Origin of the sequence: Mameliella sp. CS4 (assembly GCF_019392335.1) — a bacterium.
Taxonomy (GTDB): domain Bacteria; phylum Pseudomonadota; class Alphaproteobacteria; order Rhodobacterales; family Rhodobacteraceae; genus Antarctobacter.
The window spans coordinates 35,142-61,291 of record NZ_JAHXRQ010000007.1 but is presented as its reverse complement, the minus strand read 5'-3'; the positions used below and the strand labels follow the sequence as shown (position 1 = coordinate 61,291).

Below are 26,150 nucleotides of genomic sequence, written 5' to 3'. Positions count from 1 at the left end.
AAAGCCGCTTGCAAGCGGCTTGCAAGCGGTTTCAAAACCGCTTGTCCAAGGCCTTTGCAAAGGCCTTGGCGCCGGGCCTACCTGTCGCGCTGTTCCTGCTGGCGCAGCGGCAGCTTGTCGATCGAGCGTGAGATTTCGCGCACCGACCAGGGGCCAGGCTTGCGGGTCACGATGCTGCCGTCCTTGGCGATGATCGCCAGCATGAAACCGCGCGGGCGCAGTTTCTGCCGGGTCGAACTGCGGGCGCCGGGGTCGGTGTCGGTGATCACCACCACGTCGCGCTCTTCCAGCGCGGTCAGCCGTTCGGTGATCAGGTTTATCTGTTCGACATACCGTGGGTCGGCGGGGCTGTCGGCAAAGACGACCACAGGCCGCTTGATCCACAGCCAGTCCTCAAGCGAGGTTTCGGCTGCGGGACGGATCATCTCGAAGTCCTCCGTTGTCTCGGCCCCCTGGGAGGCCGAGGTACTGGCAAAGGCGCCCATCAGGGCAGCGGCGATCAGTCGGGTCAATCCATGCATGGGACAAGATATAAGCGCGGACCGGCGGACTGCACAGCTTTCCCGCGCCAGTGCCCGGAAAAATTTTATTTTTAACGGCATCCTCACCCGCCTCTGCGCAGGGTCAGGCCCGTTCCAGGACCCCGGCGCAGCCTGCGCCACGGGGTCACGAGAGGGGGGCATCGCCTGATGGACATCATCCTGCACGCCGGTGCCCATCGCACCGCCACCACCAGTTTCCAGGCCTACCTGCGCACGCATGGGGCCGCGCTCAAGCCGCGCGGAATCGGCTTCTGGGGGCCGCGCAGGACGCGCAACGGCCTGCTCTTCGACGTGGTCGAACGACCAGAGACGCCAGAGGCCGCCCGCCGCGCTGCCGGGCGCCTTGGCGTGAACCTTGAAAAATCCCGTGGTCTTGGCCTGCGTCACCTGGTCATCACCGATGAGAACATGATCGGGACCGCGCGCAACTGCCTGCGGCAGCAGGCCCTGTACCCGGCCATCGGCGAAAGGATGGCACGCCTGTCCTCGGCGGCGGGCGGCGCGGTGCGGATCACACTACAAATCCGCTCGCTGGATCACTGGTGGGCTTCCGTTGTGGCCTACCTGGTGCCGCGCGGGCAGTCGCGCCCGGCGCCCGAGGCGATTGCCGCGCTGGCGCAGGGCACGCGCAGCTGGCGGGCGGTCATCACGGACCTGGCCTGCGCCTGTCCCGACGCGCAGATCCAGGTCACCCCCTTCGAATGTTTCGCTGACCGTCCCGACCTGCTGTTGCAGGTCATGACCGGCGTCACGGACCTGCCGCTGGCGGAAACTGGGCGGTTCCTGGAAAACCGCCGTCCCGACACCACCGCCCTGCACGCGGCGCTCGAGGCGCGCGGAGAAGACACGGGCGGCCTGAAAGAGGCCCCGGTGCCGACGCGCTGGTCGCCCTTCGACGACGTTCAATCGGCGCGCCTGCGCCATGCTTACGAACAGGATCTGGCCTGGCTGCGCGCGGGCGCCGACGGGCTGGCCACACTGACAGAGACCCCGCAGCCGTCAACCGGGACAGAGACCCGGACACGGCTGCCATGAAGACTTTAAGAGAGGACGAGACGATGACGGATCTGCCCGAAAGCTGGCGCGAGACGGCTGAAAAGGAACTGCGGGGCCGCCCCCTGGATGACCTGACCTGGAACACGCTCGAAGGGATTGCGGTCAAGCCGCTTTATACCGCTGCCGACACCGAGGGCCTGCCCCACATGGGCACCCTTCCGGGGGCAGAGCCCTTTACCCGCGGCGTCAAGGCGACGATGTATGCCGGACGCCCCTGGACCATCCGGCAGTATGCCGGGTTCTCGACCGCGGAGGAGAGCAACGCCTTCTACCGCCGCGGCCTCGCCGCCGGTCAGCAGGGGGTCTCGGTCGCCTTCGACCTTGCCACCCACCGGGGCTATGACAGCGACCACCCGCGCGTGGTCGGCGACGTGGGCAAGGCCGGTGTCGCCATCGACAGCGTCGAGGACATGAAGATCCTCTTCGACGGCATCCCGCTGGACAAGGTCTCGGTCTCGATGACCATGAATGGCGCGGTGATCCCGGTGCTGGCCAGTTTCATCGTCACGGGAGAGGAGCAGGGCCACGACAAGTCGGTGCTGTCCGGGACCATCCAGAACGACATCCTCAAGGAGTTCATGGTCCGCAACACCTATATCTATCCGCCCGCGCCTTCGATGCGGATCATCTCGGACATCATCGAATACACCTCGAACGAGATGCCGAAATTCAACTCGATTTCCATCTCCGGCTACCACATGCAGGAGGCGGGCGCGAACCTGGTGCAGGAGCTGGCCTTCACACTCGCGGACGGCAAGGAATACGTGAAGACCGCGATGGACGCGGGGATGGACATCGACAAGTTTGCCGGGCGGTTGTCGTTCTTCTTTGCCATCGGCAAGAACTTTTTCATGGAGGTGGCCAAGCTGCGCGCGGCGCGGATGCTCTGGCATCGCATCATGACGGAACTGGGCGCGCAGAACCCGCGCTCCAAGATGCTGCGCACGCACTGCCAGACTTCCGGCGTTTCGCTGGCCGAACAGGACCCTTACAACAACGTGATCCGCACGGCCTATGAGGCGATGTCGGCGGTCCTCGGCGGCACCCAGTCGCTGCACACCAACGCGCTGGACGAGGCGATTGCCCTGCCCACCGATTTTAGCGCCCGCATCGCCCGCAACACCCAGCTGGTCCTGCAGGAGGAAACCGGCGTGACCAAGGTGGTCGACCCGCTGGCCGGGTCCTACTACGTCGAGAAGCTGACCCATGACCTGGCCGAAGAGGCCTGGAAGCTGATCGAGGAAGTGGACGAGATGGGCGGCATGACCCGCGCCGTCGAAAGCGGCATGCCCAAGCTGCGGATCGAGGAAACCGCCGCCCGACGCCAGGCCGACATCGACCGGGGCGACGACGTGATCGTGGGCGTGAACAAGTACCGGCTGGAGAAGGAAGAGGACCTGGATATCCTCGACATCGACAACCAGAAGGTGCGTGAAAGCCAGGTGGCGCGCCTGGAAAAGATCCGGGCCACCCGTGACGAGGCGGCCTGCCAGGCGGCGCTGGACGAGGTGACGCGCCGGGCGAAAGAAGGGGGGAATCTTTTGGACGCGGCGGTCGAAGCGGCCCGCGCGCGTGCCTCTGTCGGAGAGATCAGCATGGCAATGGAAAAGGAATTCGGCCGTCACCGCGCCGAGGTCAAGACACTGGCGGGCGTCTACGGCGCCGCCTACGAGGGCGACGAGGGCTTTGCCGCCATCCAGAAATCGGTCGAGGATTTCGCCGAGGCCGAGGGACGCCGTCCGCGCATGCTGGTGGTCAAGATGGGCCAGGACGGCCATGACCGGGGCGCCAAGGTGATCGCCACGGCCTTTGCCGACATCGGCTTCGACGTCGACGTCGGCCCGCTGTTCCAGACGCCCGAAGAGGCGGCGCAGGACGCCATCGACAACGACGTGCATGTGATCGGCATTTCCAGCCAGGCGGCGGGCCACAAGACGCTGGCGCCGCAGCTGGTCAAGGAACTGCAGGCGCAGGGCGCGGGCGACATCATCGTGATCTGCGGCGGGGTGATCCCGCATCAGGACTACGAGTTCCTCTACAACGCGGGGGTCAAGGCGATCTTTGGCCCGGGCACCAACATCCCCGAAGCGGCGCAGGATATCCTGCGGCTGATCCGCGACGCCCGCGCTGACGCGGCCTGAATTGGGTTTCGGCCCGCTGACGCGGGCCGATCCGCGCGCGCCCTGGCGGGCGCGCGAAGCGGGCCCTGCGGCCCCGGTTTTGAGTATTTTCAGAGAGAAGAAACAGGGGGCGCTCCTGGCATGGCAGCCCGGGGAGAGAGCTGGTCTGTGGTCCTGTTCATTCCGGCGATGTGGGTCTATCGTCGCCGCCGGATTGGGGTGAAAGGGCCTGCGCGATGATGGAACTCGATCATGTGGCCGTTGCTGGCAAGGATCTGGCGGCGGCGGTTGCCTTTTGCGAGGCGGCATTGGGCGTTCCGATGGGGCCGGGCGGTCAGCATGCGCGGTATGGTACCCACAACCGGCTGATCGGACTGGTGCCGCAGATGTATCTCGAGGCCATTGCCATTGATCCCGATGCCCCGCCGCCGCCCGATGCGCGCTGGTTCGGGCTGGACGATTTCAGCGGGCCGGCGCGGCTCGACAAGTGGATCTGCCGGGTGCGGGACATCGACGCGGCCATCGCCGCCCTGCCGATGGCCGGGCGCCGGGTGGACCTGGACCGCGACGGGCTGCGCTGGTCGATGGCGGTGCCTGAGGATGGGCGGCTGCCATTTGACGGGCTGTTCCCCGCGCTGATCCAGTGGCACGTGCCGACCCCGCCGGGACAGAGCCTGCCGCCTTCGGGGCTGGTGCTGGACCGCCTGACCGTGGCCCATCCCGAGGCCGGGCACTTGCAGGCGCTGCTGGCGCCGCACCTGCAGGCGCCGCTGGTGCGGTTCGAACCCGCCGAGGCCCCGCGTCTTTCGGCCGGGCTGACCGGCCCGCAGGGCGCTTTGCGCCTCTGACCCGCGACGGGTGTTCGCAGGTGCAGAATTTTCCCCGATCCGCCCCTGACAGCGCCTGCCGGAGCGCGTAGACTTGCCCCATGTCGATCTGGACACGCATATCCCGGGCCCTGCAGGCCCTGACCTCGGGCGAGGGGCTGACGGCCGTCTTTGACCGGCTGCGCGCGCCGCCCGAGCGCAGCGTGGCCTTTACCATCGCCGTGATTGCGCTTTCGGCCAAGATGGCCAAGGCCGACGGGCTGGTGACGCGTGACGAGGTGACGGCCTTTCGCGAGGTGTTCCAAATCGCCCGCGAGGACGAGGCCGGGGCGGCGCGGGTCTTCAACCTCGCGCGGCAGGACGTGGCGGGATATGAGGATTACGCGCGCCGCATCGCCACCATGTTCGGGCAGGGCACCGGCACGCTCTGCGACCTGATGGAGGGGCTGTTCCACATCGCGCTGGCCGACGGCACCTATCACCCGGCAGAGGATGCCTTTCTTGCCGAAGTCGCGGCCATCTTCGGCATGGACGAAAGCCAGTTCCGCACCCTGCGCAGCCGTTTCGTGCCCGATGCCGCGCCCGATCCCTACACGGTGCTGGGGGTCAGCCCGGACATGCCGCTGGACCAGATCCGCAAGACCTGGCGGCAGCTGGTCCGCGAAAGCCACCCGGACGCGATGATTGCCCGTGGCGTGCCCGCGGAGGCGGTCAAGATCGCCGAGAAGCGCCTGATCGACATCAACCGCGCCTGGGAAGAGATTTCCGCGCGCGAAACCGCCTGACGGGCCATGCGCCTGGCCAGCTACAACGTCGAATGGTTCGACTCGCTGTTCGACGACAAGGGCCGTCCCCTGATCGACAACGAACTGGGCGGGCGCCATCGCATCGCCCGAGGCGACCAGCTGGAGGCGCTGGGCTATGTGTTTCGGCGGATGGAGGCGGATGCGATCATGGTGATCGAGGCGCCCGACACCAATCGCCGCCGGTCCACCACCCGCGCCTTGACCAATTTCGCCGAGGCCGCGGGGCTGCGCACGCGCGCGGTGGCCACGGGGTTTGCCAACAACACCCAGCAGGAAATCGCGCTGCTGTACGATGCGGACAAGCTGCGCGTGCGCCACGATCCGCAGGACAGCAAGGCGGCGCCGCGCTTTGACACCGAGTTCGAGATCGATCTGGACATCGATGCCCGTGCCGACCGCGTGGCCTTTTCCAAGCCGCCGCTGGAACTGGCGGTCGAGACCATGAGCGGCGAGAGCCTGCGCATTGTCGGCGCGCATCTGAAATCCAAGGCGCCGCACGGGGCGAAGGGCCGTGAAGAGGTCATGAGACTGGCCATCGCCAACCGCCGCAAGCAACTGGCCCAGGCGGTCTGGCTGCGCCGGCGGATAGCGGCGCACCTGGCGGCGGGCGAGGACCTGGTGCTGATGGGCGACCTGAACGACGGTCCCGGTCTGGACAGCTATGAGGGCCTCTTCGGGCGCAGTTCGGTCGAGATCCTCCTGGGCGATGGTGACGGCGCAGAGATGCATCTTTACGATCCGCACGCGGCCGAGGCGCTGCAGCGGCGGCTGGGGGCGCAGCCCACGACCGCGCGCTTTTTCCTTTATGACGAGAAACGTTACCTTCAGGCGCTGCTGGACTACGTGATGATTTCCCCGGGTCTTCGGGCGCGGAACCCGCGCTGGCGCATCTGGCATCCATTCGACGATGCGGAATGCTGGCAGGACGAGGCCCTGCGTGCCTCGTTGCTGGTGGCCTCGGACCATTTCCCCGTCACGCTGGACATCGACCTCTGAACCCTTCCCAGCGCCCCGGGTCCTGCCTATATCTAAGGGCATGAAACAGCTTGCCATGCCCGCCCTCGTCCTGACCCTTGTCGCCGCGCCGCTGGCCGCCGAGGAAGAACCGGATGGTTTGAACCTGATGGAGGAGGGGGCCAAGCTCTTTCTGCGCGGGTTGATGACCGAGATGGAACCGGCGCTGGAGGAGATGGACAAGACCCTGCGCGAGATGCAGCCCATGATGCGCGATTTCGCTGCCGAGATGGGCCCCGCGCTGGGCGAGATCCTGGAGCAGGTCGAGGACTGGACGCTCTATCACCCGCCCGAGATGCTGGAGAACGGCGACATCATCATCCGTCGCCGCGTGCCGTTGGAGCCGGAAGCGCCCGAGCTGCCAGAGCCCGAGGTGGCGCCGGACGAAAAGATCGACCTGTAGTCCCGCCGGGCCGCAGTCGGGGTCAGACGATCGTGACGTCGCGGCTGTCCGCCCCCAGCGCATCGGCCAGGGATTTCAGGCGCGACTCGCCGACCTCGCCGTAAAGCGGGGCGGTGGTGCCATCCAGGCGCAGTTCCAGCGCCCTGGTCTCGGCATCCCAGGCCAGCCGCGGACCGGTTCCGTCCGCCTTGAGCGTCCAGAGCATCGCGCCAAAGCGCAGCGCCTTGCCCAGAACCTCTGCCTCTGTCTGGTGCGGTTCGTCCAGCAGGGCAAAGAGATCCTCGAACCGGGTGCCTTCGCGCTTGTTGCGATAGCGGTGCAGCAGCGCCAGCCCTAGGTAGACCCGCTCCCAGTGTTTCAGCCCGCCCATGTTGGCGCGCGTGGCGTTGTCGAAACAGACCTCGGCGCGATAGTCGGGATGCGCGCGCCAGCTGACGTCGTGCAACAGGCAGGCGGCGTGGATCAGCCGCCGCCGTGAGGCGCTGGCATCAGGAAAGAGCGGCAGCACGAAATCATAAAGCGCGGCGCCAAAGCCGGGCATCCGCGCATCCTTGGCCTCGGCAAAGCGGCAGGCCTCGACCAGCGGGTCGCGGTCGCGCAACTCTTGCGGCATCTGTTCGAACAGCATGCCCTCACGGATGCCGTAGCTGGAAATCGCGATATCCTTGGGTTCGAAACACTCCAGCAGGCGCAGCAGGACCTCGCTGGCGAAGGGGACCAGGGCCATCCGCGTGGCCGAGACGCCGCAGGCCTTGCGCAGCGTGTCGTGATCCTCGGTCTCTTCGATATAGGCGACGGTCTCGCGGACCGACTCGGCGTCCATCCGGTATTCGTGCAGCACCTGCAGCGGATAGCCCCGGCGGTGCATGTCGATCCGTGCAATCGCCCGCCAGCTGCCGCCGACCAGGAACAGCCGGTCGCGCTGGGTGCCCATGTGCTCTGCCAGGGCCTTGAGTTCGCGCTTGATCTGCTTGTCGCGCGCCTTGCGCCCGCCTTCGATGTCGCGCAGCTTCAGCGGCCCCAGCGGCGATGTCACCCGGCGGCCGACCTCGCCGTCGTGGATCTCGGCCAGTTCCATCGACGAGCCGCCGATGTCGCAGACAAGGCCGTAGCTGCCGGGCCAGCCCAGCAGCACGCCCTGTGCCGAAAGCCGTGCCTCCTCGGCGCCGTCGATCACCCAGACCCGCAGGCCGGTGGCGGATTCGAGCACCCGGCGAAACTCTTCTCCGTCCTCGGCGTCGCGCATGGCGGCGGTTGCCACGACCGTCAGGTCGGGCAGGTCCATGCCATTGGCCAGCGCACGAAAGCGCAGCATGGCGCGCAGCGCGCGTTCGCGCCCCTCCGGATTCAGGCGGCCGGTTTCGGCCATCCCGGCGCCCAGGCCGCACATGATCTTTTCGTTGTAGAAATAGGCCGGGCTGCGTGCAGCCCCGTCAAAGACCACCAGCCGGACCGAGTTCGAGCCGATGTCCACGACACCCACCCGGGACAGGGCCCGCGCTTTCGGATCGTTGAAAAGCGGTCTGCCAAACGGGTCCCAGTGCCCGTGCGTTTCCTCTTGCCCGTCCATCCGAATCCCGCTGTCGCTTGGCGGGGTTATGACCCTTTCGGACTGGGGGGGTCAATCAAAAGCACCAGACCTTGCGCGGCTGTGTCGCCCCGTTCTCAAGGTCTGGTGCCACTTGCTTAGCGGAACAGCGACAGCAGGGACTGCGGCGCGCGGTTGGCGATCGACAGGGCCTGCATGGCCAGCTGCTGCTGGACCTGCTGCGCCTGCAACTTGGCCGAGACCTCTTCGAGATCGGCGTCCACCAGCGTTCCGATGCCCGATTTCAGCGCGTCCGTCAGGCCCGAGACAAAGTCTTTCTGCGTGTCCAGGCGCATCTCGGCAGAGCCGAAGGCGGCGGCCGCGTCGATGGAGGTCTGGATCAGGCCCTCGATCTCGGTCAGGGCGCTGTCGACCCCGGCCTCGGAGGTGACGTCGATGTTGCCCAGTTCCGCCAGACCGCCGCCGATGGTGCTGGAGGCATCGGCAGCGTATTGCTGCACGGTGATCGAGAAGTTGTCACCCACCTGGTCGGCGCCGGTAAAGGTGATCTGGTTGCCGCTGGCGCTGGCGTCGATGGTGCCCTCGTTGCCAGCGCCCAGGTCGTCGGTGACATAGCTGTTGAAGGCGGCGGCAAGACCCGCGGCCACGTCCTCCATCGTGTCGCCGTCACGGGCGACATAGGAAATGTCGTTGCGCCCGCCGGTGTTGGACGGTGCGTTGGCCGCCGTGGCCGAGATCTCGACCGAGAAACCCGTGCCCGCGGCAACGGTGGTGGTGGCCGCGGCGCCAAAGGTGGTGGTGCCGGTGGGGGCGGTGGCCGCGCCGGTCAGGGTGGCGGCAGCAGCATCGCCGGTGCCGGTGACGTCATTGGCGCCGGCGGTCAGCGCGGTCAGCCCGCTGCCGATGCTGGCGGCGCCCTGGCCCAGATCCTGCTTGGACACGCGGATGTCGCTGGAGGTCACACCATCCATCGTCCGGTTGATCGAGGACAGCACGTTGATCCCGCCGGACCCTGCGGTCTGGTCGGTATTGGTCAGCATGGCCTGGCCGTTGAACTGCGCCGCGCTCACGATCGAGCCGATCTGGTCGCGCAGGGCGTCGATATCGGTCTGGATCTTGGCCCGGTCGACGTTTTCTTCCTGCGCGGCGACGATCTTGCCCTTCACCTCTGTCAGCAGGTCGGTGACCGTCTCGGCCCCCTGGCGGGCGACGGAAATCGTCGCCTGGCCCAGGCTGAGGCTGTCCGAGACGCGCTGGAAGCCCTCCACGTCGGCCTCCATGACCTTGGAAATCGCCCAGACGGCGGCATTGTCCTGCGAGGACGCCACCTTTTTGCCGGTCGCGATCTGGTTCTGGGTGTCTCCCATCGAGGCGTTGATCGCCTTCAGGGTCTGCAGGGCCGCCGTGGCCCCTGGATTGGAATTGATACTCGACATTTAGCTTTCGCCTTTCTCGTCAGAGGGCGCGTTTCGCGCCCGGCAACATGGCCGCCGTTCTGACGCTGCGGACGACATCAGGTCGCCCGCGCCACGAAAAGCTCGTGCAGGGTGACTATTGCCCCTCTGTCTTTAACCCGTCTTTAACGATTTGCGGCGCTGGGGCGGTCATAGTGAGGCAAGACTATGGCGAGGATTGTCCGGGATTTTTTGAGGTTCTGGAAACGGAGGTTGCCGATTTCGAAACAGGGCGGGGGCCTGTCCCGCATATCCATAACCTGACCAGTCGAGCGGAAATCATCGTGCTGCGGTGTCCGGCGAAATCTTGACAGACCGACGGAGGGAACCCCGGCTGTGGAAAGGACTGCCTTTCAAAGCTGAGACCGGCTGTGACGAAAACGCGGCTCGGGGGGGAGGACCGTTGCAGAGAGGAAATCGCCATTGCCGGGTGAGCACGGGTCCCTTTCCCAAGTGCCGGGCGCACTCTCGACGGCCACCGACCTCGCTGCCGGCAACCCGACGGGCTCCGCGGACGGTTCTGGCGGTCCGCCTTGGGCGCAGGTTGGGGGTGGAGGAAGACGCCCTGACCGCGCTCTACTACGCCTGCATCACCCGTTTCATCGGCTGTACCTCGACCTCCGAAGACACCGCCGCCATGACCTTGGGCGACGAACTGACCCGGTATTTCGCCTTCAGCCTTGCGGACCTTGCCGACCCGGATGGTGTGCGGGGCGAGCTGGAGGCCCGCGCCGTGCCCGATGCGCCGCAAGAGGCGCGGGAGGCGTTGTTACGGCCTCGTTGCCATAGGGCCCGAGGTGCTGCGGCTGGGGGGCGCGCAGTGTGCGCAGGCCGTGTCCCTGACCCGCCGGCTGCCTGCGCGGACCGCTCCGACGCGCCGTGGTGCGACGCGGCCTTGCTTGCCGGGCCGCAGCCGCGCGACGCGGTCCGCCTGGTGCTGGACCAGACCGGGCAGAGCTCCGCTGGTCCCCGCGTCTATCCTGACGGCATGACCCCGCGCGAGGCCGAGGTTCTGAAACACCTCGCGCGGGGCAAGACCAACAAGGAAATCACCCGCGATCTGGATGTGTCGCCCAAGACCGTCGACAACCACCTGCAAAACCTGTTCCGCAAGATCGGTGCGAACACACGGTCCGTCGCGGCCATGTAGGCCTTTGAACAGGGGATCTTCGATCCCTGGGGTATTCCCCCTATAGGGCGGATCCCTTTGGAACGATGGGCTTTTCTGCATCCCCGGACGCGGTGTCCGGGCCAACGGAAAGGAACGTTCCATGTTCAGTTTCATCAAGAGTTCGGCGCGCGTTGCGGCAGCCCTGTCCGTCCTCCTGTCGCCCGGCGTCGCATATGCCGAGGGCCATATGGCACGAGACGCAATCAACCCGGTGACCTGGCCGGCAGCCATCTTCAACCAGGGCGAGGTTGTCACCGCGCCGTGCCGGTTTCTCACCATCGCCGGACAGGCGTCGTTGCAGACCGATCCTGACGCGCCCTTCGGCGTTTCGACCCTGCATCCCGGCGACATGCGGGCACAGATGACCGAGGTTCTGAGCAATATCGACGCCGTTCTGGAGGGCGCCGGAATGACCAGAGACGACCTGACCGAGTTGACGGTCTACGTCACGGACAGCGGGGCCGCACTCGGCAATTACGACGTCCTGATGGGGTGGCTCGGCGATGCCCGGTCACGCTGACGTCCGGTTTCTTTCCTGCGTGGCCATTGGCCCCAGGCGCGCCAAAACCACCTCTTCTGGTCTGACCGCCTCCTTGATCGCAACCGGCACCGACCGGAGCCTCGCCAAGACGGCATCGCTGCGGCACGGCTTTCCAGACACGGGTGTTCGTGGGCTCTGCAACACCCTCCGGCAGGTCAAGCTCCGTAGAGCGCACGGCGGTATCGGTCGCCGCGTGGCTGTGACGGCCTGCTAATTCTTGAGCGATCTGGCGACAGACCAAATCAGCCTCAAACCGATCCGCAAAGACGTTTCTCCATCGCGAAATTGGTCAGCGTTACGCCCGCTCGCTCGATCCGTTGTTCCTGTACAACCATCCATCCCTGCTGCTCAAAGAGGCCCCGGACCAAATAGCTTGCATCCGAGTAAAGGCGTTGGATCCCCGCCTCGCGCGCCAAAGCTTCAATCCGTGTGTAGAGCAGTCTGCCGACACCCCGGCGCTGAAACGCAGGAGCAACAAAAGCCTGGTCGATATAGCCGTCGTCTGTGAGTGTCATGAAGCCGACCGGCCGCTCCGACTGACGCGCAACCATTGTACGTTGCGAGGTCAGCCGGTAGGCCCAGTTTGGCCCTGACGGCACTTTTGACGCCCAGGCCCGCCGCTGATCGTCATCGTAGACGCCTGCCGCGCTCTCGCGTACGGCGTCGAAGAAGATGATGCCAAGCTGATCCGCTTCGACAGGGGTGAAAGAACCGATCTTGATGGGCGCGTCATACATACCGCTATCTAGGTCGGGAAAGCAGGCAGAGGAAGCCCCGACGGTCGCGGCACGCTTCGCAATTGCAGCCATTCACGCCGGGAGCAGCGTCCCGTAAATCTGGCTCGAAGCGGACTTGTAGGGTTGCGCCTGCGGCTTCGGGCCCATCGTGGACAACCGGGCGATGCTTGCCAAATGACCGGAGCCATCGCCGGGCGGACATGCAGTGGTCTGGACGCGACACCCTTTTTGTTCCGATGCTGACCTGTTCAGGCAGAGGTGTTACCCCGCGAACCTGGGCTCTGAACCCGGGCAAACCCCGGTCTCCCCAACCTTGATGGGCGTCGGGAAGTCGAGGCAAAGGCCGAAAGTAATGCTTTGGATTCAAGGGCAAAGAGAGGACGCTATTCACGGTGGGCGATCTTGCACTAGGTCGTTGGTAATACTGCTTCGATGGAAAAGAGGTGTTGAAACCTATGGCCGCACCAGCTCAGGTGACTTGGGCGGAGTTAGCCGAAAACGGCGCGGAGGTTGCCGCGATTGGAGGAATCCGCAGAACTTTGTTCGGAAAAACGCGGTGGCGTCTTTCGGTGGACGACGCGATTGAACTGATGGAAATGGACGAGTGGCGTTTCTTCATAGAGACCGATGAAGAAAAGAACTGGCTCGACATATGCGAGGACGGCGACGGGGCGAAGACAATCAGCGCCGACGGGCCGATCAAAACCCTGCTCTGACAAGTCTTGCGGGGCACTCCGAAAATGCCTGCGCGGTGCCTGTCACGCCCCCTGGGGTTGAAACGCACCAGGGGCGGGCTAACCTTTTGTGCAGAAACCGACGAAGACCCAGCTCGCCGGGATCGCATCTCCCCTCATCGGTGTTTGCGTGGACGACGAGAGTGGGCGCATGCCTGTGCGCCATTGGGTCCGACTGAAGAGAGGACAAGTAATGACCGACAAGAACCCGGAAAAGGGATATGTTGCCCTGCTCGGCTGGAGCCTCAACGCCATCGACGCCGTCGATCGTTTCGACCGCCGTTACGTGGTGGTCGCTCCGCCCTGGGCCGAGGACTACTGCAATCAGAACGGCATTCCCTTTGTCCCCTGGGACTTTGACCGGCTCAATGAACGCTCGCATGAACTGGCGCATCAACTGGACGAGATGGGCGTCGACGTGGCCATCCCGATCTTCGAGGAAACTGTTGAATGGGCTGGTGCGGTGAATGCCGTCCTGCTGAAGAACCCGCGCCTGCTGGGCCAGGCGATGCTGTTCCGCGACAAGTCGCTGATGAAGCGCCGCGCGCAACTGGGCGGCATCCGCGTGGGCGTCTTCGAAGAGGCGCATGACCGCGGTGACGTGATCCGCTTTCTCAAGCGGGTGAACCAGACGCTGCTGAAGCTGGACGGCGACCCGAACGACCCGATCCACTTCAAGGCCTTCGACAAGTCCGGCACCGCCGGGCACCGGGTGATCCGGACGCCGGAAGATGTGGACAACATCCCCGACGAGGAGTTTCCCGCGCTGCTGGAAAGCCACCTGGATGGCTGGGAGTTTGCCGTCGAGGCATGGATCAAGAACGGCAAGATCCAGTTCCTGAACATCTCGGAATACGTGACGCTGGGCTATTCGGTTTTTGTCCCCGCCACGCCCGAGCTTGAGGCGCACAGGGACCGGATCACCGAGGAGATCGAAAAGCTGATCGAGGTTTTCGACATCGATTTCGGCTTTATCCACCCGGAATACTTCCTGACCAGCGACAACAAGCTCTACTTCGGCGAGGTTGCCTATCGTCCGCCGGGCTTCAACGCACTGGAACTGATCGAACGCGCCTATGGCTTTAACGGTTACCAGGGCCTCGTGCTGGCCTTCGATCCGAAGACGACGCAGGAAGAGCTCGACGCCTTCTTCCCGAAAGAGATCGAGGACGCCAAGGGTCATGCGGGCTGTTTCGGCGTCTATCCCCGCCGCCGTGTCGTCAGCCGGCTGGAGATCCCGGAGGAAACCGCGAACCACCCCTATTTCGAGTTCCACGAACTGTCGGATCCGCGCGAGCAGAAGGTGGCCAAACGGTCAGCTTTCGGCACGCATTGGGGTCTTGCCTATTTCTTCGGTGACAATGCCCACGACTTGCGGGACCTTCTGAAGAAACAGGAAGAGTTGGATTACTACGTCTGATGACAGTAAAGGACACGTCCGCCACGGATGGACAAAGCGGAGACGCCGCGCTGGCGCGGCTCTCCGGAACGCTCGATGTGGCGATCGAGCGGCTGGAGCGGGCCCGCCCCTTTGCAAAGGCCCGCTACCAGGGCCCGGTGCTGGACGTGCTGGGCCGCATCATCGCGCAGCCCGGCGGGCTGGGCGTGGTGCGTCAGCGCGCCGCCCGCATGGATGCCGCGGGTCTTTTCGCGGGGTCGGACTGGGACCGGCCCGAGGTGCTGATGCCGCAGCTTGTCGGCGGAACGCTGATGTCGGAAGATCCGGCGTTTCAGGCGCTTGAGGCCGCGAACCTCGCGCGTTTCCTTGCCGTGGCGGATGGAGAAGCGCGGCACGACAATCTGCACCAGGAGGGGGCGCGGCATTTCCTGACACAGGTTCTGGCGCTCAACCTGAAGGACATCTTCGGTGTGCCGGACGAGGCGGCCCGGACCTTGGGCGCCCGCTATGATCTGAAACGCAAGGTTCTGACCCATATCGCCGATCACGTTGGCCTGAACGACGTGCTCAGCGTGCTGGTGTCGGAAATCTGGCGCCTGCTGGAGCAGCGGTCCGTCCAGGTCGGCGTGGTCAAGGACATGATCGCGCAGATCGCCATCGCCCTGAACGAAAAGGGGACGGCGCCGGGCAGCTCGCGTCTTGGGGCCGAACGGCTGGTCAGCGCCCTGTTCGGCCCGACCACCGCCTCGCGCGATGATCCGGGCATCGCGGTCTATCTCGAACGCCTCTCGGTCTCGGATGAAAGCGGCCTCTCGCGTGAGGCAATGGGCTTTGCCCGGGCGATGCACGATACCGGCCTCGTGTCGGACTATCATGCCGCATTCCTGACCTGGGCCCTGGAGTACGGAGACCGTCCGCTGATCCCCGAGGCGCTTGGCCTCGGGAGCACCGGGCTTGACTGCTGGCGGCACTACCGCGGTCTGATCGAGAACCTCGTGCGCAGGGCGGTGACACCTGCGACGCCGCAGGCCGCCTATGGTCTTGCCATGTTGCTGGACCGCGGCATCCTGCATCACGCGCCTATGGTGCCCGCGCTGGAGCGGCAGCTTGCTCTGCGGATCGGCGGCGTCGCGCGAGAGCGCATCGCGCTTGGCTTTGGTCCGGCCGTATCGCCAGAGACCTATTTGCTTGCCGGTGTCCTGCGGGTGCTGGGGCAGCCGCTGGGCGTCGGTCAGGGCGCCAACCCGACGTGCCAATCGGCCCGGGCCATCGCGCTCTGGGCGCTGAACGATCCCGATTACCTGCTGCATCTCATCACGCAGGTGGCCGAGTTCGACACGCTTCTGATGCAGTTCGAAGGCACACCGATCAATTCCGCCGATCTGCCCGCCGGCCTTGCCGGCACTGGCCCGATCGACGCGGACCCGGTGTCCGTCCTTCTGGTCGCCCATCTCGACCGGATCTATGCCGAGATGGGGCGTCTCTGCGCCGGGCGGCCCGGTGATCCCCACACCTGGATCAACCCGCAGTTCCACGGCTGGTGGGTGTCGCGCGACTGCGCCGTGGCCGTTGACGTGGCGACCGGGAAACTGGCGGATTACGACGACTTCCTGCGCCGGTTCTTTGCGGCCTATCATCCAGACTACAACGGCGGGCGCCCGATGGGCCATCCGCAACCCGCCGGCATCGCGGTCACCGACGCGCAACAGACCTTTGTCGGCTGGCATGCAATCGCCATCCTCCGGGTGGCCGAGGACCAGTCCGGCCGGATGCGCGTCTACTTTTACAACCCGAACAACGACAGCGGTCAGGACTGGGGCGATGGTGTCGTCGTCTCCACCTCGGGCCAGGGGGAACGCTATGGAGAAGGCTCGCTCGAATTCGAAGCCTTCCTGTCTCGCGTCTATCTCTTCCACGACGAACCCCTTCGGAGCCAGTTCGGCCAGGAGATCCCGGAAGAGGTGATCCGCATCGCAAGGGATCAGGCCATATCCAGCTGGGCTGCCGACAGACAGACCGGGTGACCGAACCCGGTCTCTAGGCTCCGGAGTTGAATTTTGAGGCGCACAACCGCGTCCCGCCTCGGGTCATGGACGCTGCGCCCAGCCATCGACCTGTCTGCGGACACCCAAACACTGGAAAACGCAAAAAGCGCCCCCGAGTGGGGGGCTTTCGGTCCGTGTTCCAAGGGTCGCGTCAGTCGCTGGTATGGGTCAGCTTGGGCACGTCCGAGGCGCCCGCAGAGCCGCGCCCGGACAGGGACGGGTTCTCCATGAAGAAGCGGTGACAGTTGAAGGCGAACTTGCCCTCGGGCACCGGGTGCCGCACGAACTTCCCCGACGGTTCCATGATCCAGCTTTGTGCCGTGTCGGCGAGGTTCGCCGCCATGACCTGGCTGACGATCTGCGCCTTGACCGTCGGGTTGTGGATCTCGACCCCGGTTTCGACCCGGCGGTTCAGGTTGCGGCCCATCCAGTCGGCGGAGGAAATGAAGACCCGCGCCTTTTTGCTGGGCAAGCCGTGGCCATTGCCGAAACAGACGATGCGCGAATGCTCCAGGAACCGCCCGACGATGCTTTTCACCCGGATGTTGTCGGAAAGCCCCTTGATGCCCGGACGCAGCCCGCAGATGCCGCGCACGATGCAATCGACCTGCACGCCGCCCTGGCTGGCGCGATAGAGCGCGTCGATCATGTCCGGCTCGATCAGCGAGTTCATCTTGATCCAGATATGCGCCGGACGGCCCGCCTTGGCGTGCTCGATCTCCTGGTCGATCATCGCGATCATGCCGGTTTTCAGCGAATGCGGCGAGATCAGCAGGTTCTCCAGCCCGGCAGGCATGGCATAGCCCGAGAGGTAGTTGAAGATCTTGGCCGCGTCGCGTCCCAGCGCCGCGTCACAGGTAAAGAACGACAGGTCGGTATAGATCTTGGCGGTGATGGGATGGTAGTTGCCGGTCCCCCAGTGGGTATAGGTCACCAGCCGGTCGCCCTCGCGCCGGACCACCTGGGAAATCTTGGCGTGGGTCTTCCAGTCGAGGAAACCATAGACCACATGCGCGCCCGACCGTTCCAGCCGCCGCGACTGGCGGATGTTGGCGGCCTCGTCGAAGCGCGCCTTGAGTTCCACCAGCGCGGTCACCGATTTGCCGTCCTCCGAGGCCTCGCAGAGCGCCTCGACGATGGGAGAGTTCTTGGACGTCCGGTACAGCGTCTGCTTGATGGCCACCACGTCCGGGTCCTGCGCCGCCTGGTGCAGAAAGCGCACCACCATGTCGAAGGTCTCGTAGGGGTGGTGCAGCAGCATGTCCTTCTGCTTGATCGCCTCGAACATGTTGCCGTCATGGTCCTGCACCCGTTCGGGCACCCGGGGCGTGAACGTGGGCCACAGAAGGTCGGGGCGCGCGTCGATCACCAGTTCCTTGGTGTCGGCCACGCCGATCATGCCTTCCAGTTCGATCACTTCCTCGGGGCGGGCGTGCAGCTCGTCCATGACGATCTTGCGCAGGCCCTCGGGCGCGCCCTTGGTGACGGTCAGGCGCACGACCTCGCCCCGGCGGCGTCGCTTCAGCGCCACTTCGAATTCGCGCACCAGGTCTTCGGCCTCTTCCTCGACTTCCAGGTCGCTGTCGCGCAACACGCGGAAGCCGAAGTGATCCTTGATCCGGTAGCCCGGGAAGAGGCTGTCGATATGCAGCAGCAGCACTTCTTCGAGCTGGATGAACCGGTGCTGTCCATCGCTGCCGGGCAGTTCGATGAAGCGGTTGATCTGTTGCGGAATGGGCAGCAGCGCCTGCAAGGGGCGCTTGTCGCGGATGCGTTCCAGTTGCAGCGCCAGGCAAAAGCCCATGTTGGCGATGAAGGGGAAAGGGTGCGCCGGGTCGATCGCCAGCGGCGAGAGCACCGGGAAAACCTGCGCCAGGAAGGCCTCGGCGAGGAATTTGACATCCGACTCTGTCAGATCGGACCGGGTGACGATGGACATGCCTTCTTCGGCCATCAGCCCGCGCAGCTGCGTCAGCACGCGCTGCTGTTCGGCCATCAGCCTGCGGGCGTCCTCGTCGATCAGCACCAGCTGTTCGGCCGGGGTCAGCCCGTCGGCGGCGGGCGTGGTGTTGCCCGCGTGGGCCAGTTCGCGCAGGCCGGCGACGCGGACGGTATAGAATTCGTCCAGGTTCGCCGCCGAGATCGACAGGAAGCGCAGCCGTTCCAGCAGCGGAACACGGGCGTTTTCGGCCTCTTCCAACACGCGCCAGTTGAAGCCGAGCCAGCTCAGCTCGCGGTTGTGGAAGCGTCCCGGGCCTGACGGATCGAGGTCCGGCAGGTCGGTAGCGGGCGGCAGCGGGGCTTTGAGAAAGTCGGCTTGGGTCATGGGGCGCTTATGCCTCCGCAAGTGAAACAGGTTTATGACGGCGCGCGGGTGGCGTGCCAGTAGATCGTGGCCGGGGCTGCCCGGCAAGGGCCGGGGCGGATGGATCAGTCCTGCGCGCCACCGGGATCGTGCCGCGAGGTGCCGCGATCCTCGGCCCCGGGCGGCACCAGCCGCGACAGGACCCGCGCGGCCATCGGCCGGGTGATGTCGCGCTGATGGGCCAGGGCCTCGGCATCCAATGCCGCCACCAGCCGCGCGGCTGTGGCATAGCTGCGCGGCATATGGCGCACAAGATAGGACAGAACCTCTGGCCCGGGCAGCAACTGTCTGTCGGCGAACAGCTTGGCCAGCAGGGCCGCCAGCAGGGAATCGTCGGGCTCGCTGATCTGGGCCAGCTGGGCGTGCATCATGCGGCTGGCCAGGTCCGGCAGGGCCAGCGGCCAATGCGCCGGCGCGCGCGTGGCGGTGACCATCAGCGTGCCGCCGTTCGCCAGCACCAGGTTGTGCAGGTGAAACAGCATTTCCTCGGACGGGCGGTCGCCGGCGATCTCCTCGATGTCCTCGACGCAGACGGGGCAGCCCGCCAGCGCCGGGATGGTTTCGGCGTCCAGGTCGCGGGCCTTGACGATCCGCGCGCCCGACTGCGCCGCCCAGACATGGGCGAGGTGGGTCTTGCCCGATCCCGGCGGACCGACCAGCACCAGCTTGTGCGCAGGCCAGGCGCGCCAGCCTTCGATCTGGGCGACCGCCAGCATGTTGGCGGGGCTGACAAAGAAATCCTCCCAACCCAGCGCCGTGCGCGACGGCAGGGGCAGGGGCAACTGACTGGCTGTGCTCATCTATCGTCGCTTTCGAAAAAGCTGCTGCCCGCGGAGATGCCCAGGAACAGGCGAGAGCCCTTGTACTGCTGGATCGCAAAGCGGATCAGCACCCCCAGGGCCGCCGCCAGCGGCACCGCCACCAGCAGGCCGACAAACCCGAACAGCGTGCCGAAGACCGACAGCGCCAGGAGCAGCCAGACCGGATGCAGACCGACCGAGTTGCCCACCAGGTTCGGCGTCAGGATATTGCCCTCGACGAACTGGCCGAACTGGAAGATGGCGTAGACCGCCAGGATCCACCACCATTCGCCCCAGAACTGGAAGATCGCCAGCCCCACGGCCAGCAGGCCACCGACGATGGCGCCGACATAGGGGATAAAGGTCAGCGCCCCGGCGATCACGCCCACCACCGGCCCGAACTGCAGCCCGACCGCCCAGAGCGCCAGCGCATAATAGGTGCCCAGGATCAGGCAGACAGAGCCCATGCCGCGAATGAAGCCCGCCAGCACCCGGTCGACCTCTGCCGCCAGGCGGCGGATCACCGGCTTGTGGTCCAGCGGCAGCATCTCGTCGACGCGCCCGACCATCCGGTCCCAGTCCATCAGCAGGTAGACCGCCACCACCGGCGTGATCAGCAGCAGCGTGACCAGGTTCAGCAGCGAGCCGACAGAGGCCAGCGCCGCCTGGATCAACTGACCGCCGCGCTGCTTGATCGCGTCGCCCAGGTCGATCAGAGTGCTTTGTACCACGCTGCCCTCGTCCATCATGTTGGGAAAGCGTTCGGTCAGAAAGGCCTGCAGGTCGCGGAACAGCTGCGGCGCGAATTCGAACAGCGCGATGGCCTGCTGGATCAGCAGCGGGATCACCGCCAGTGTCATGATGACGAAGAGGATCAGCGCCACCACCGTGATCACCGCCGTCGCCGCCCCGCGCTTCAGCCCCGCGCGTTCCAGCGCATCGGCCACCGGGTCCAGGCAATAGGCGATGGCGCCGCCCAGGATGAAGGGCAAGAGCACATCTCCCAGGAACCAGAGCACGACGGAAAAGACCGCCGCGGCGATCCCCCAGTACTTCATCTGATCCCTTACGGGCAGGGCCATGCGCTATCCTTTCGAGTACGTCCTTCATCGCCCGTATATGGCCGGGATTCAAGGATTTGCGCGTCTCGAAGCGGTGAAAACTGGGGAGCGTTCCGTGGAGGACTGGCCTTGATGGATCACCTTGCCGTGTCCTTGGGCAATCCCGGCCCGTAGGGCGGGGTTTGCCCCGCCGCTCACTCTGCCGGCTGTTCCGCCGCATCGTCCGGCGGCTCGGGCGGCTCATACCTCTCAGGATCGGCCTGCCACTTGCGCCATTCGTCGCGGAAGGCGTGCTCTCCGAGGAAAGGCAAGACCCATGCCGGCCATTTTTTGGGCCAGGCCACGCCCTCGGGCAAGGTCACGCTGCCATCACCAAACATGGCATTGACCTGCTCTTGCGACAGGTCGATTCTGGACAGGTCAACCTCCTTCAGCGCGGTGGCCGTCAATGAGGCCACCGCGCTGAAGGAGGTTGAAAGCCGCGCCTCCCCGAGGAACGCCCCCTCCATCCGCGCCCGCCAGAGGAACGCCCCTTCCATCCGCGCCTCCCCGAGGAACGCCCCCTCCATCCGCGCCCCCCAGAGGAACGCCCCCTCCATCCGCGCCTCCCCGAGGAACGCCCCCTCCATCCGCGCCTCCCCGAGGTCCGTCCCCTCCAATCGCGCCTCCCCGAAGAACGCCCCCTCCATCCGCGCGCCCCAGAGGTCCGCCCCCTCCATCCGCACCCGCCTGAGGTCCGCCCCCTCCATCCGCGCCTGCCCGAGGTCCGCCCCTTCCATCCGCGCCTCCCCGAGGAACGCCCCCTCCATCCGCGCCGCGTCAAGGCGCACGCCGGAGAGGGTCAGTTTGGACAGATCGGCCTTTTGCAGGTTGGTCTTGCGCAGATCGGGCCGATAGCCGGAATAGCCTGAAATCTTCCCATTCCAGTCTTGCAGCTTTTGCTTATAGCTTTTGATGGCCCCTTCCGGGTGGCGCTTTCCTTCGGGCGGTTCCGGCAGGTACGGGCAAGGCGTGTCAAAGACCCACTCGGCCTTGTCAGAAGCCTCCGGCCCCCAGCGCGCCTCGACACGCAACTGCTCCTTGTCCCGACGTCCGATGATCCGCAGCGCGAGGGCGATATCCGCACGGGGGTCGGGCAGCGATTGGGCCCACTCCTGTGCCTTTGATCCGTTCTCGCCTTCGAAGCGATCCTCGCGTTTCTTGACGTGGTTTTCCCGCTCTTCCTCGGTGGCATCGTCTTTCAACGGCTCCCACTCCGGCAACGGGAAATCAACTGCGTCCTCTGCCGGCGCGTTCTCACGCACATAGGCGCAGAGAATCTCCATCACCCGCACATGGTCGCGCCCCTTGTCGTAATTCGTCGAATCCTGCGCGATGCGTTCCAGCGACAACAACCCGCCGATCCGCACCTCGATGTTGGGCACCGTTTCTTCCGGTTTGCCATCGCGCTTGACGCTCTTCTCCGCCCCAAGCTGTTCCACCGCCTTGGAAATCCGCTCGGTGATATGGCCTTCCTTCTGGAACTCCACCGTCCGGTGTTTCAGCACCGCGCCCCAGATCACGAAGGGCCCGCCCAGAAAGGCCGCGACCACCGCGCCCATGCCAAAGCCCACGTTGTCCAGGAACGAGTCCAGCCCCGAGAACAGCAGCCACAGGTGCCAAAGCGTCCCCGCCAGCAGCAGGAACCAGAATGGCAGCAGGACCCAGCCAAGGGCCGTCAAGGCGTCCGTCAGCAGATCGCGCCGTCGCTCGGCCCGGTCGGGGGCGTTCAGCATCAGCCAGACCAGCCCGCTGCTCAGGATCAGCCCAAGCATCGCAAGCAGGACCTTAGCCCCCGTCAGCGTAATCGGGAGCGTCACGGTCAGCCATTCGGGTGTCACGGGGTCCCCGAACAGCCAATCCAATATCCACATACCCCAAATCCCCGTCGCCAATCAGCGTCAGTCTGGCCCATCGCGGCGCGTCGGGAAAGGGGGCAGGCGGGGCGCGCGCGCCAGGCCATCCCCGCGCGCCCTTGCCTGCCTGCATCCAACCGGCTACGAGGGGAAAAACCGCTGTTCCAGAGGACCCTTATGCGCCTGTCCCGCTACTTCCTGCCCGTTCTCAAGGAAACGCCCTCCGAGGCGCAGATCGTCAGCCACCGCTACATGCTGCGCGCCGGCATGATCAAGCAGGCCTCCGCCGGGATCTATTCCTGGCTGCCGCTGGGTTTCAAGATCCTGCGCAAGATCGAGAACATCATCCACGAAGAGCAGGCCCGCGCCGGCCATATCGCGATGCTGATGCCGACGATCCAGTCGGCCGATCTGTGGCAGGAATCGGGACGCTACAACGCCTACGGGCCCGAGATGCTGCGAATCCGCGACCGGCACGACCGCGACATGCTGTTCACGCCCACCGCCGAAGAGCTGATCACCGACATCTTCCGCGCCAATGTCTCGTCCTACAAGGACCTGCCGCTGACGCTCTACCAGATCCAGTGGAAATTCCGCGACGAGATCCGCCCGCGCTTCGGCGTGATGCGCGGCCGCGAATTCCTGATGAAGGACGGCTACAACTTCGACCTGACGAAGGAAGACGCGCTGCACGCCTACAACCGCCACCTGGTCAGCTACCTGCGCACCTATGAGCGCATGGGCCTTCAGGCGATCCCGATGCGCGCCGACAGCGGCCCCATCGGCGGCGACGACACGCATGAATTCCTCGTGCTGGCCGAGACCGGCGAATCCGAGGTGTTCTACGATGCCGAGATCACCGACCTGAAATTCGGCTCGCGCGACATCGACTTCGACAGCGTGGAACAGTGCCAGGCGGTTCTCGAGGAGTTCACCTCGCGCTATGCCCGCACCGACGAGACCCATGACGAGGCGCTGTTCAACCAGATCCCCGAAGAGCGCCGCCGCACCGCGCGCGGCATCGAGGTCGGGCAGATCTTCTATTTCGGCACAAAATACTCCGAGCCGCTGGGCGCCACGGTGCAGACGCCGGACGGCAACAAGGTGCCGGTGCACATGGGCTCTCACGGGATCGGTGTCTCGCGCCTGCTGGGGGCCATCATCGAGGCCAGCCACGACGACAAGGGCATCATCTGGCCGGAGGGCGTGACGCCCTTCCATTGCGGGATCGTCAACCTGAAATCCGGCGATGCCGAGGCCGATGCCGCCTGCGAGGCGATCTATGCCTCGCTGACAGCATTGGGGCTGGAGCCGCTTTACGACGACACCAACGAGCGGGCGGGCGGCAAATTTGCCACGATGGACCTGATCGGCCTGCCCTGGCGGATCACCGTCGGGCCGCGCGGGCTCAAGAACGGCGTCGTCGAACTGACCTCGCGCCGCACGGGCGAGAGCGAAGAACTGCCGCCGGAACAGGCGGTGGCGCGGATCGCGGCGATTTACAACAAGGTGCTGCCGGGGGCATGATCCGGGGGCATTTGCCCGCGGAGTCCCCATGCGTCATGTCATCCTGTCACTGTGTCTCGGGCTGGGCCTGACCGGCCCGGTCCTGTCGGAAACCGTGGGGCGCTTTGGCGTCTCGGCCAGCTTGCCCGAGGGCTACGAGATCGACTCGCGCCCGGGCAATGACGACGGGCGGGCCTTCTTCTATCCCGATGGCGCGGAAATCCGTCTTTGGGGCGGCTGGGTGATGGAGCCGCTGGCCGTGGAGCGCGCCAACCGGCGTGGGTACTACTTACAGGACGGCGCCGAGATCACCTATGACGCGGCGGGGGCGGACTGGTTCGTGCTCTCGGGCTACGCCGGCGAGACCATCTTTTACCTGCGGGTCGAGGCGGGCCGCACCTGCGGCGGAGAAGAGGCGCTGGCCTCGTTGGAAATCCGCTATCCCGAAGCGCTGCGACCCCGCTATGATCCGCAAATCGGGGATATCGCCGGATCTCTGGGGTTCGGCCCGTGCTGAGGGCACTTGCGCTGCTGCTGACACTGGCCGCCGCGCCGGTCCTGGCACAGTCCGACCGCGTGGCGCTGGAATGGAACAAATGGCTGGAGGCGCAGGGAAATCCGCCCGGCGTGCTGGTCTTCATGATCGGGGACAGCCCGTTGCTGGCGCAGGACAGCGGCTATGACCCCGATTTGGCGGTGCCCGTCGCCAGCCTGTCCAAGGGGATCACCGCGCTTTGTGCCGCGGCCTTGGTGGACGAGGGCCTGATGGCCTGGGACGATCCGCTGAACCGCTGGATCGAGGGCGGTGGCCCAATCACGCTGGGCGAACTCGTGACCCATACCTCGGGCCTCTGGCCGGACCAGACGCAGGGCGCGATGGCCGAATGGCGCGGGGACACCGCGCGCCGCTGGCAGGAGGTGACCGCCCGGGCGCTTGACCGGCCCCGGCAAGAGGGAACGCGCGGGCAATACCGCTACAACAACGAGAATTACGCCGTGCTTGGCCTGGTGATCGAGGAAGTTGCGGGGGATTGGTACGACAAGGCCTGCGCTCCCCGGGTGCTGGCGCCGCTGGGGATCACCACGGCGCGACTCTCACCCGAGTATGGCGGCTATGGCCCCTGGGGCGGCTGGCAGATGTCGATCAGGGACTACGCGCGGCTGATGCGCGGCGCTTTCGCGAGGATGGACCCAAGGGACACCCCCTCCGCCGACCTGGGCGGCGGCGTCCACTACGGTTTGGGGATGCTGTTCCGTACCTCGCGCGACACGGCCAACCATTGGCATTTCGGCGCGCTGTGTTTCAAGGACGCGGGCCTGGGCGCCTTCGCGGTCAACTGGGCAGGGAAATACACCCTGGTCGCGGCCTATGGTGCCTGTGTCGACGGGGACGCGATGGTGGCGCTGGATGCGGCACTGGCGCGCGCGGTTTTCGCCGACTGACGCCCGGCACGCGCTTTCCCCTCGTCCGGGGAGGGGTTTTCTGGCATCCTGTCCTCAAGATCGCCAAAAGACGCGACGGGAGGCACAGGCAGATGTTCTTGCGGGTAGTGACCCTTGCGGCCGGGCTGACAGGCGCGGCGGGCCTGTCGCAGTTCCCCGAGTTTTCCCAGCAATACATGCAGCGCCTCGGCGGCGCGGTGGACGAGCTTTCCCGACAGGTCACGCGGTACGAGGGTGACGCCGCGCGGATGGGGATGCAGCTGGACGGCTACCTGGCGGCCCTGGCCGAAGAGGGAGAGATGGCACGTACCCAGGCGGGCAACATGGCCAGCGACATTGCCCGGCACGAGCGCCTCTCGGCGGCGCTGGCGCAACTGGAAGGGGCCGGGCCCTTCATGCGGGCAAAACTGGCTTTCGAGGTGCTGCCCGACAGCGAAGTAGCCAAGCGCGCGCTGGAGACGTTCAAACCCGCGGTGCCGGCCACCTTCGAAGGCGCGATCTTTGCCGGGGCGGGGTTCCTGGCGGGCTGGGCGGCGCTGGCGCTGGCTTTCTCGATCCTGCGTCGGTCCTGGCGGATCATGACCGCCCCCCTGCGCGGGCGGGGCGAGACCCCGAACCGGGGCGAGGCCTGAGGCGGAGGGCGCTTTTCGGGAGGCCTGTCCCGGCGGCGCGGCAAAACGGC

23 protein-coding genes are annotated in these 26,150 nt (G+C 65.8%); 15 read left to right on the top strand and 8 right to left on the bottom strand.

The annotated features are described in order from the left end of the window. Positions 1–77: 77 nt before the first annotated feature. The gene (locus KZZ07_RS10695) at positions 78–521 is read right to left on the bottom strand and encodes a DUF4174 domain-containing protein (protein ID WP_370631123.1); all 444 of its coding nucleotides are present in this window, start codon (positions 519–521) and stop codon (positions 78–80) included. Positions 522–689: 168 nt separating this feature from the next. Here KZZ07_RS10695 and KZZ07_RS10690 point away from each other — a divergent pair, with 168 nt between their 5' ends. The 6 genes from KZZ07_RS10690 (at position 690) to KZZ07_RS10665 (ending at position 6,768) form a co-directional block, all read left to right on the top strand. Continuing rightward, positions 690–1,577, top strand: coding sequence for a hypothetical protein (locus tag KZZ07_RS10690; protein WP_219514077.1), 888 nt, complete (start codon positions 690–692; stop codon positions 1,575–1,577). A 23-nt stretch (positions 1,578–1,600) separates the two neighbouring features. Next, entirely contained in the window at positions 1,601–3,739 is a 2,139-nt protein-coding gene (scpA, locus tag KZZ07_RS10685) for a methylmalonyl-CoA mutase (protein WP_219514263.1), read from the top strand. A gap of 215 nt (positions 3,740–3,954) precedes the next feature. After that, entirely contained in the window at positions 3,955–4,566 is a 612-nt protein-coding gene (locus KZZ07_RS10680) for a VOC family protein (RefSeq protein WP_219514076.1), read from the top strand. A gap of 80 nt (positions 4,567–4,646) precedes the next feature. Then, the gene (locus KZZ07_RS10675) at positions 4,647–5,330 is read left to right on the top strand and encodes a molecular chaperone DjiA (RefSeq protein ID WP_219514075.1); all 684 of its coding nucleotides are present in this window, start codon (positions 4,647–4,649) and stop codon (positions 5,328–5,330) included. Positions 5,331–5,336: 6 nt separating this feature from the next. After that, entirely contained in the window at positions 5,337–6,347 is a 1,011-nt protein-coding gene (locus tag KZZ07_RS10670; protein ID WP_219514074.1) for an endonuclease/exonuclease/phosphatase family protein, read from the top strand. A 55-nt stretch (positions 6,348–6,402) separates the two neighbouring features. Continuing rightward, a complete protein-coding gene (locus tag KZZ07_RS10665; RefSeq protein WP_255564286.1) occupies positions 6,403–6,768 on the top strand; it encodes a hypothetical protein in 366 nt (121 codons plus the stop codon). Between the two features lie 22 nt (positions 6,769–6,790). Here KZZ07_RS10665 and KZZ07_RS10660 read toward each other — a convergent pair whose 3' ends face one another. Continuing rightward, on the bottom strand, positions 6,791–8,338 hold the full coding sequence (locus KZZ07_RS10660; RefSeq protein WP_219514072.1) for a Ppx/GppA family phosphatase: 1,548 nt from the start codon (positions 8,336–8,338) through the stop codon (positions 6,791–6,793). A 116-nt stretch (positions 8,339–8,454) separates the two neighbouring features. Further along, a complete protein-coding gene (locus tag KZZ07_RS10655) occupies positions 8,455–9,753 on the bottom strand; it encodes a flagellin N-terminal helical domain-containing protein (RefSeq protein ID WP_219514071.1) in 1,299 nt (432 codons plus the stop codon). A 568-nt stretch (positions 9,754–10,321) separates the two neighbouring features. On the opposite strand from KZZ07_RS10655, the gene KZZ07_RS28070 reads away from it, so the two are divergent. Next, complete coding sequence (locus KZZ07_RS28070) at positions 10,322–10,921, top strand: helix-turn-helix transcriptional regulator (protein WP_219514069.1); 600 nt, start codon at positions 10,322–10,324, stop codon at positions 10,919–10,921. A 121-nt stretch (positions 10,922–11,042) separates the two neighbouring features. Beyond that, positions 11,043–11,462 carry a RidA family protein gene (locus KZZ07_RS10645; protein ID WP_219514067.1) on the top strand — a complete coding sequence of 140 codons (420 nt, stop codon included), beginning with the start codon at positions 11,043–11,045 and terminating at the stop codon, positions 11,460–11,462. Positions 11,463–11,731: 269 nt separating this feature from the next. Here KZZ07_RS10645 and KZZ07_RS10640 read toward each other — a convergent pair whose 3' ends face one another. After that, positions 11,732–12,220 carry a GNAT family N-acetyltransferase gene (locus tag KZZ07_RS10640; RefSeq protein WP_219514065.1) on the bottom strand — a complete coding sequence of 163 codons (489 nt, stop codon included), beginning with the start codon at positions 12,218–12,220 and terminating at the stop codon, positions 11,732–11,734. A 455-nt stretch (positions 12,221–12,675) separates the two neighbouring features. On the opposite strand from KZZ07_RS10640, the gene KZZ07_RS10635 reads away from it, so the two are divergent. The 3 genes from KZZ07_RS10635 to KZZ07_RS10625 all read left to right on the top strand — a co-directional run bounded on the left by KZZ07_RS10635 (position 12,676) and on the right by KZZ07_RS10625 (position 16,377). Beyond that, positions 12,676–12,936, top strand: a complete 261-nt coding sequence (locus KZZ07_RS10635) for a hypothetical protein (protein WP_219514064.1) — start codon at positions 12,676–12,678, stop codon at positions 12,934–12,936. A gap of 211 nt (positions 12,937–13,147) precedes the next feature. Then, the gene (locus KZZ07_RS10630) at positions 13,148–14,374 is read left to right on the top strand and encodes an ATP-grasp domain-containing protein (protein ID WP_219514063.1); all 1,227 of its coding nucleotides are present in this window, start codon (positions 13,148–13,150) and stop codon (positions 14,372–14,374) included. Next, a complete protein-coding gene (locus tag KZZ07_RS10625; protein ID WP_219514062.1) occupies positions 14,374–16,377 on the top strand; it encodes a hypothetical protein in 2,004 nt (667 codons plus the stop codon). Before KZZ07_RS10630 ends, KZZ07_RS10625 begins: the two co-directional genes overlap by 1 nt. Before the next feature lie 172 nt (positions 16,378–16,549). Here KZZ07_RS10625 and KZZ07_RS10620 read toward each other — a convergent pair whose 3' ends face one another. The 4 genes from KZZ07_RS10620 to KZZ07_RS27995 all read right to left on the bottom strand — a co-directional run bounded on the left by KZZ07_RS10620 (position 16,550) and on the right by KZZ07_RS27995 (position 22,537). Then, the gene (locus tag KZZ07_RS10620; RefSeq protein WP_219514061.1) at positions 16,550–18,724 is read right to left on the bottom strand and encodes an RNA degradosome polyphosphate kinase; all 2,175 of its coding nucleotides are present in this window, start codon (positions 18,722–18,724) and stop codon (positions 16,550–16,552) included. Between the two features lie 104 nt (positions 18,725–18,828). Then, entirely contained in the window at positions 18,829–19,563 is a 735-nt protein-coding gene (locus KZZ07_RS10615; protein ID WP_219514060.1) for an HdaA/DnaA family protein, read from the bottom strand. Continuing rightward, positions 19,560–20,645 carry an AI-2E family transporter gene (locus tag KZZ07_RS10610; protein WP_219514059.1) on the bottom strand — a complete coding sequence of 362 codons (1,086 nt, stop codon included), beginning with the start codon at positions 20,643–20,645 and terminating at the stop codon, positions 19,560–19,562. The genes KZZ07_RS10615 and KZZ07_RS10610 overlap by 4 nt, the downstream gene beginning before the upstream one ends. Positions 20,646–20,818: 173 nt before the next feature. Further along, positions 20,819–22,537, bottom strand: coding sequence for a pentapeptide repeat-containing protein (locus KZZ07_RS27995; protein WP_219514058.1), 1,719 nt, complete (start codon positions 22,535–22,537; stop codon positions 20,819–20,821). 159 nt (positions 22,538–22,696) lie between these two features. Between KZZ07_RS27995 and proS the strand changes: the two genes are divergently transcribed. The 4 genes from proS (at position 22,697) to KZZ07_RS10585 (ending at position 26,100) form a co-directional block, all read left to right on the top strand. Further along, positions 22,697–24,046 carry a proline--tRNA ligase gene (gene proS / locus KZZ07_RS10600; protein WP_219514056.1) on the top strand — a complete coding sequence of 450 codons (1,350 nt, stop codon included), beginning with the start codon at positions 22,697–22,699 and terminating at the stop codon, positions 24,044–24,046. A 28-nt stretch (positions 24,047–24,074) separates the two neighbouring features. Then, positions 24,075–24,542: a hypothetical protein gene (locus KZZ07_RS10595; RefSeq protein WP_219514054.1), complete on the top strand. Its 468-nt coding sequence runs from the start codon at positions 24,075–24,077 to the stop codon at positions 24,540–24,542. Next, positions 24,536–25,468, top strand: coding sequence for a serine hydrolase domain-containing protein (locus KZZ07_RS10590; RefSeq protein WP_219514053.1), 933 nt, complete (start codon positions 24,536–24,538; stop codon positions 25,466–25,468). The genes KZZ07_RS10595 and KZZ07_RS10590 overlap by 7 nt, the downstream gene beginning before the upstream one ends. A 92-nt stretch (positions 25,469–25,560) precedes the next feature. Continuing rightward, positions 25,561–26,100, top strand: a complete 540-nt coding sequence (locus KZZ07_RS10585) for a DUF2937 family protein (protein ID WP_219514051.1) — start codon at positions 25,561–25,563, stop codon at positions 26,098–26,100. Positions 26,101–26,150: the final 50 nt, after the last annotated feature.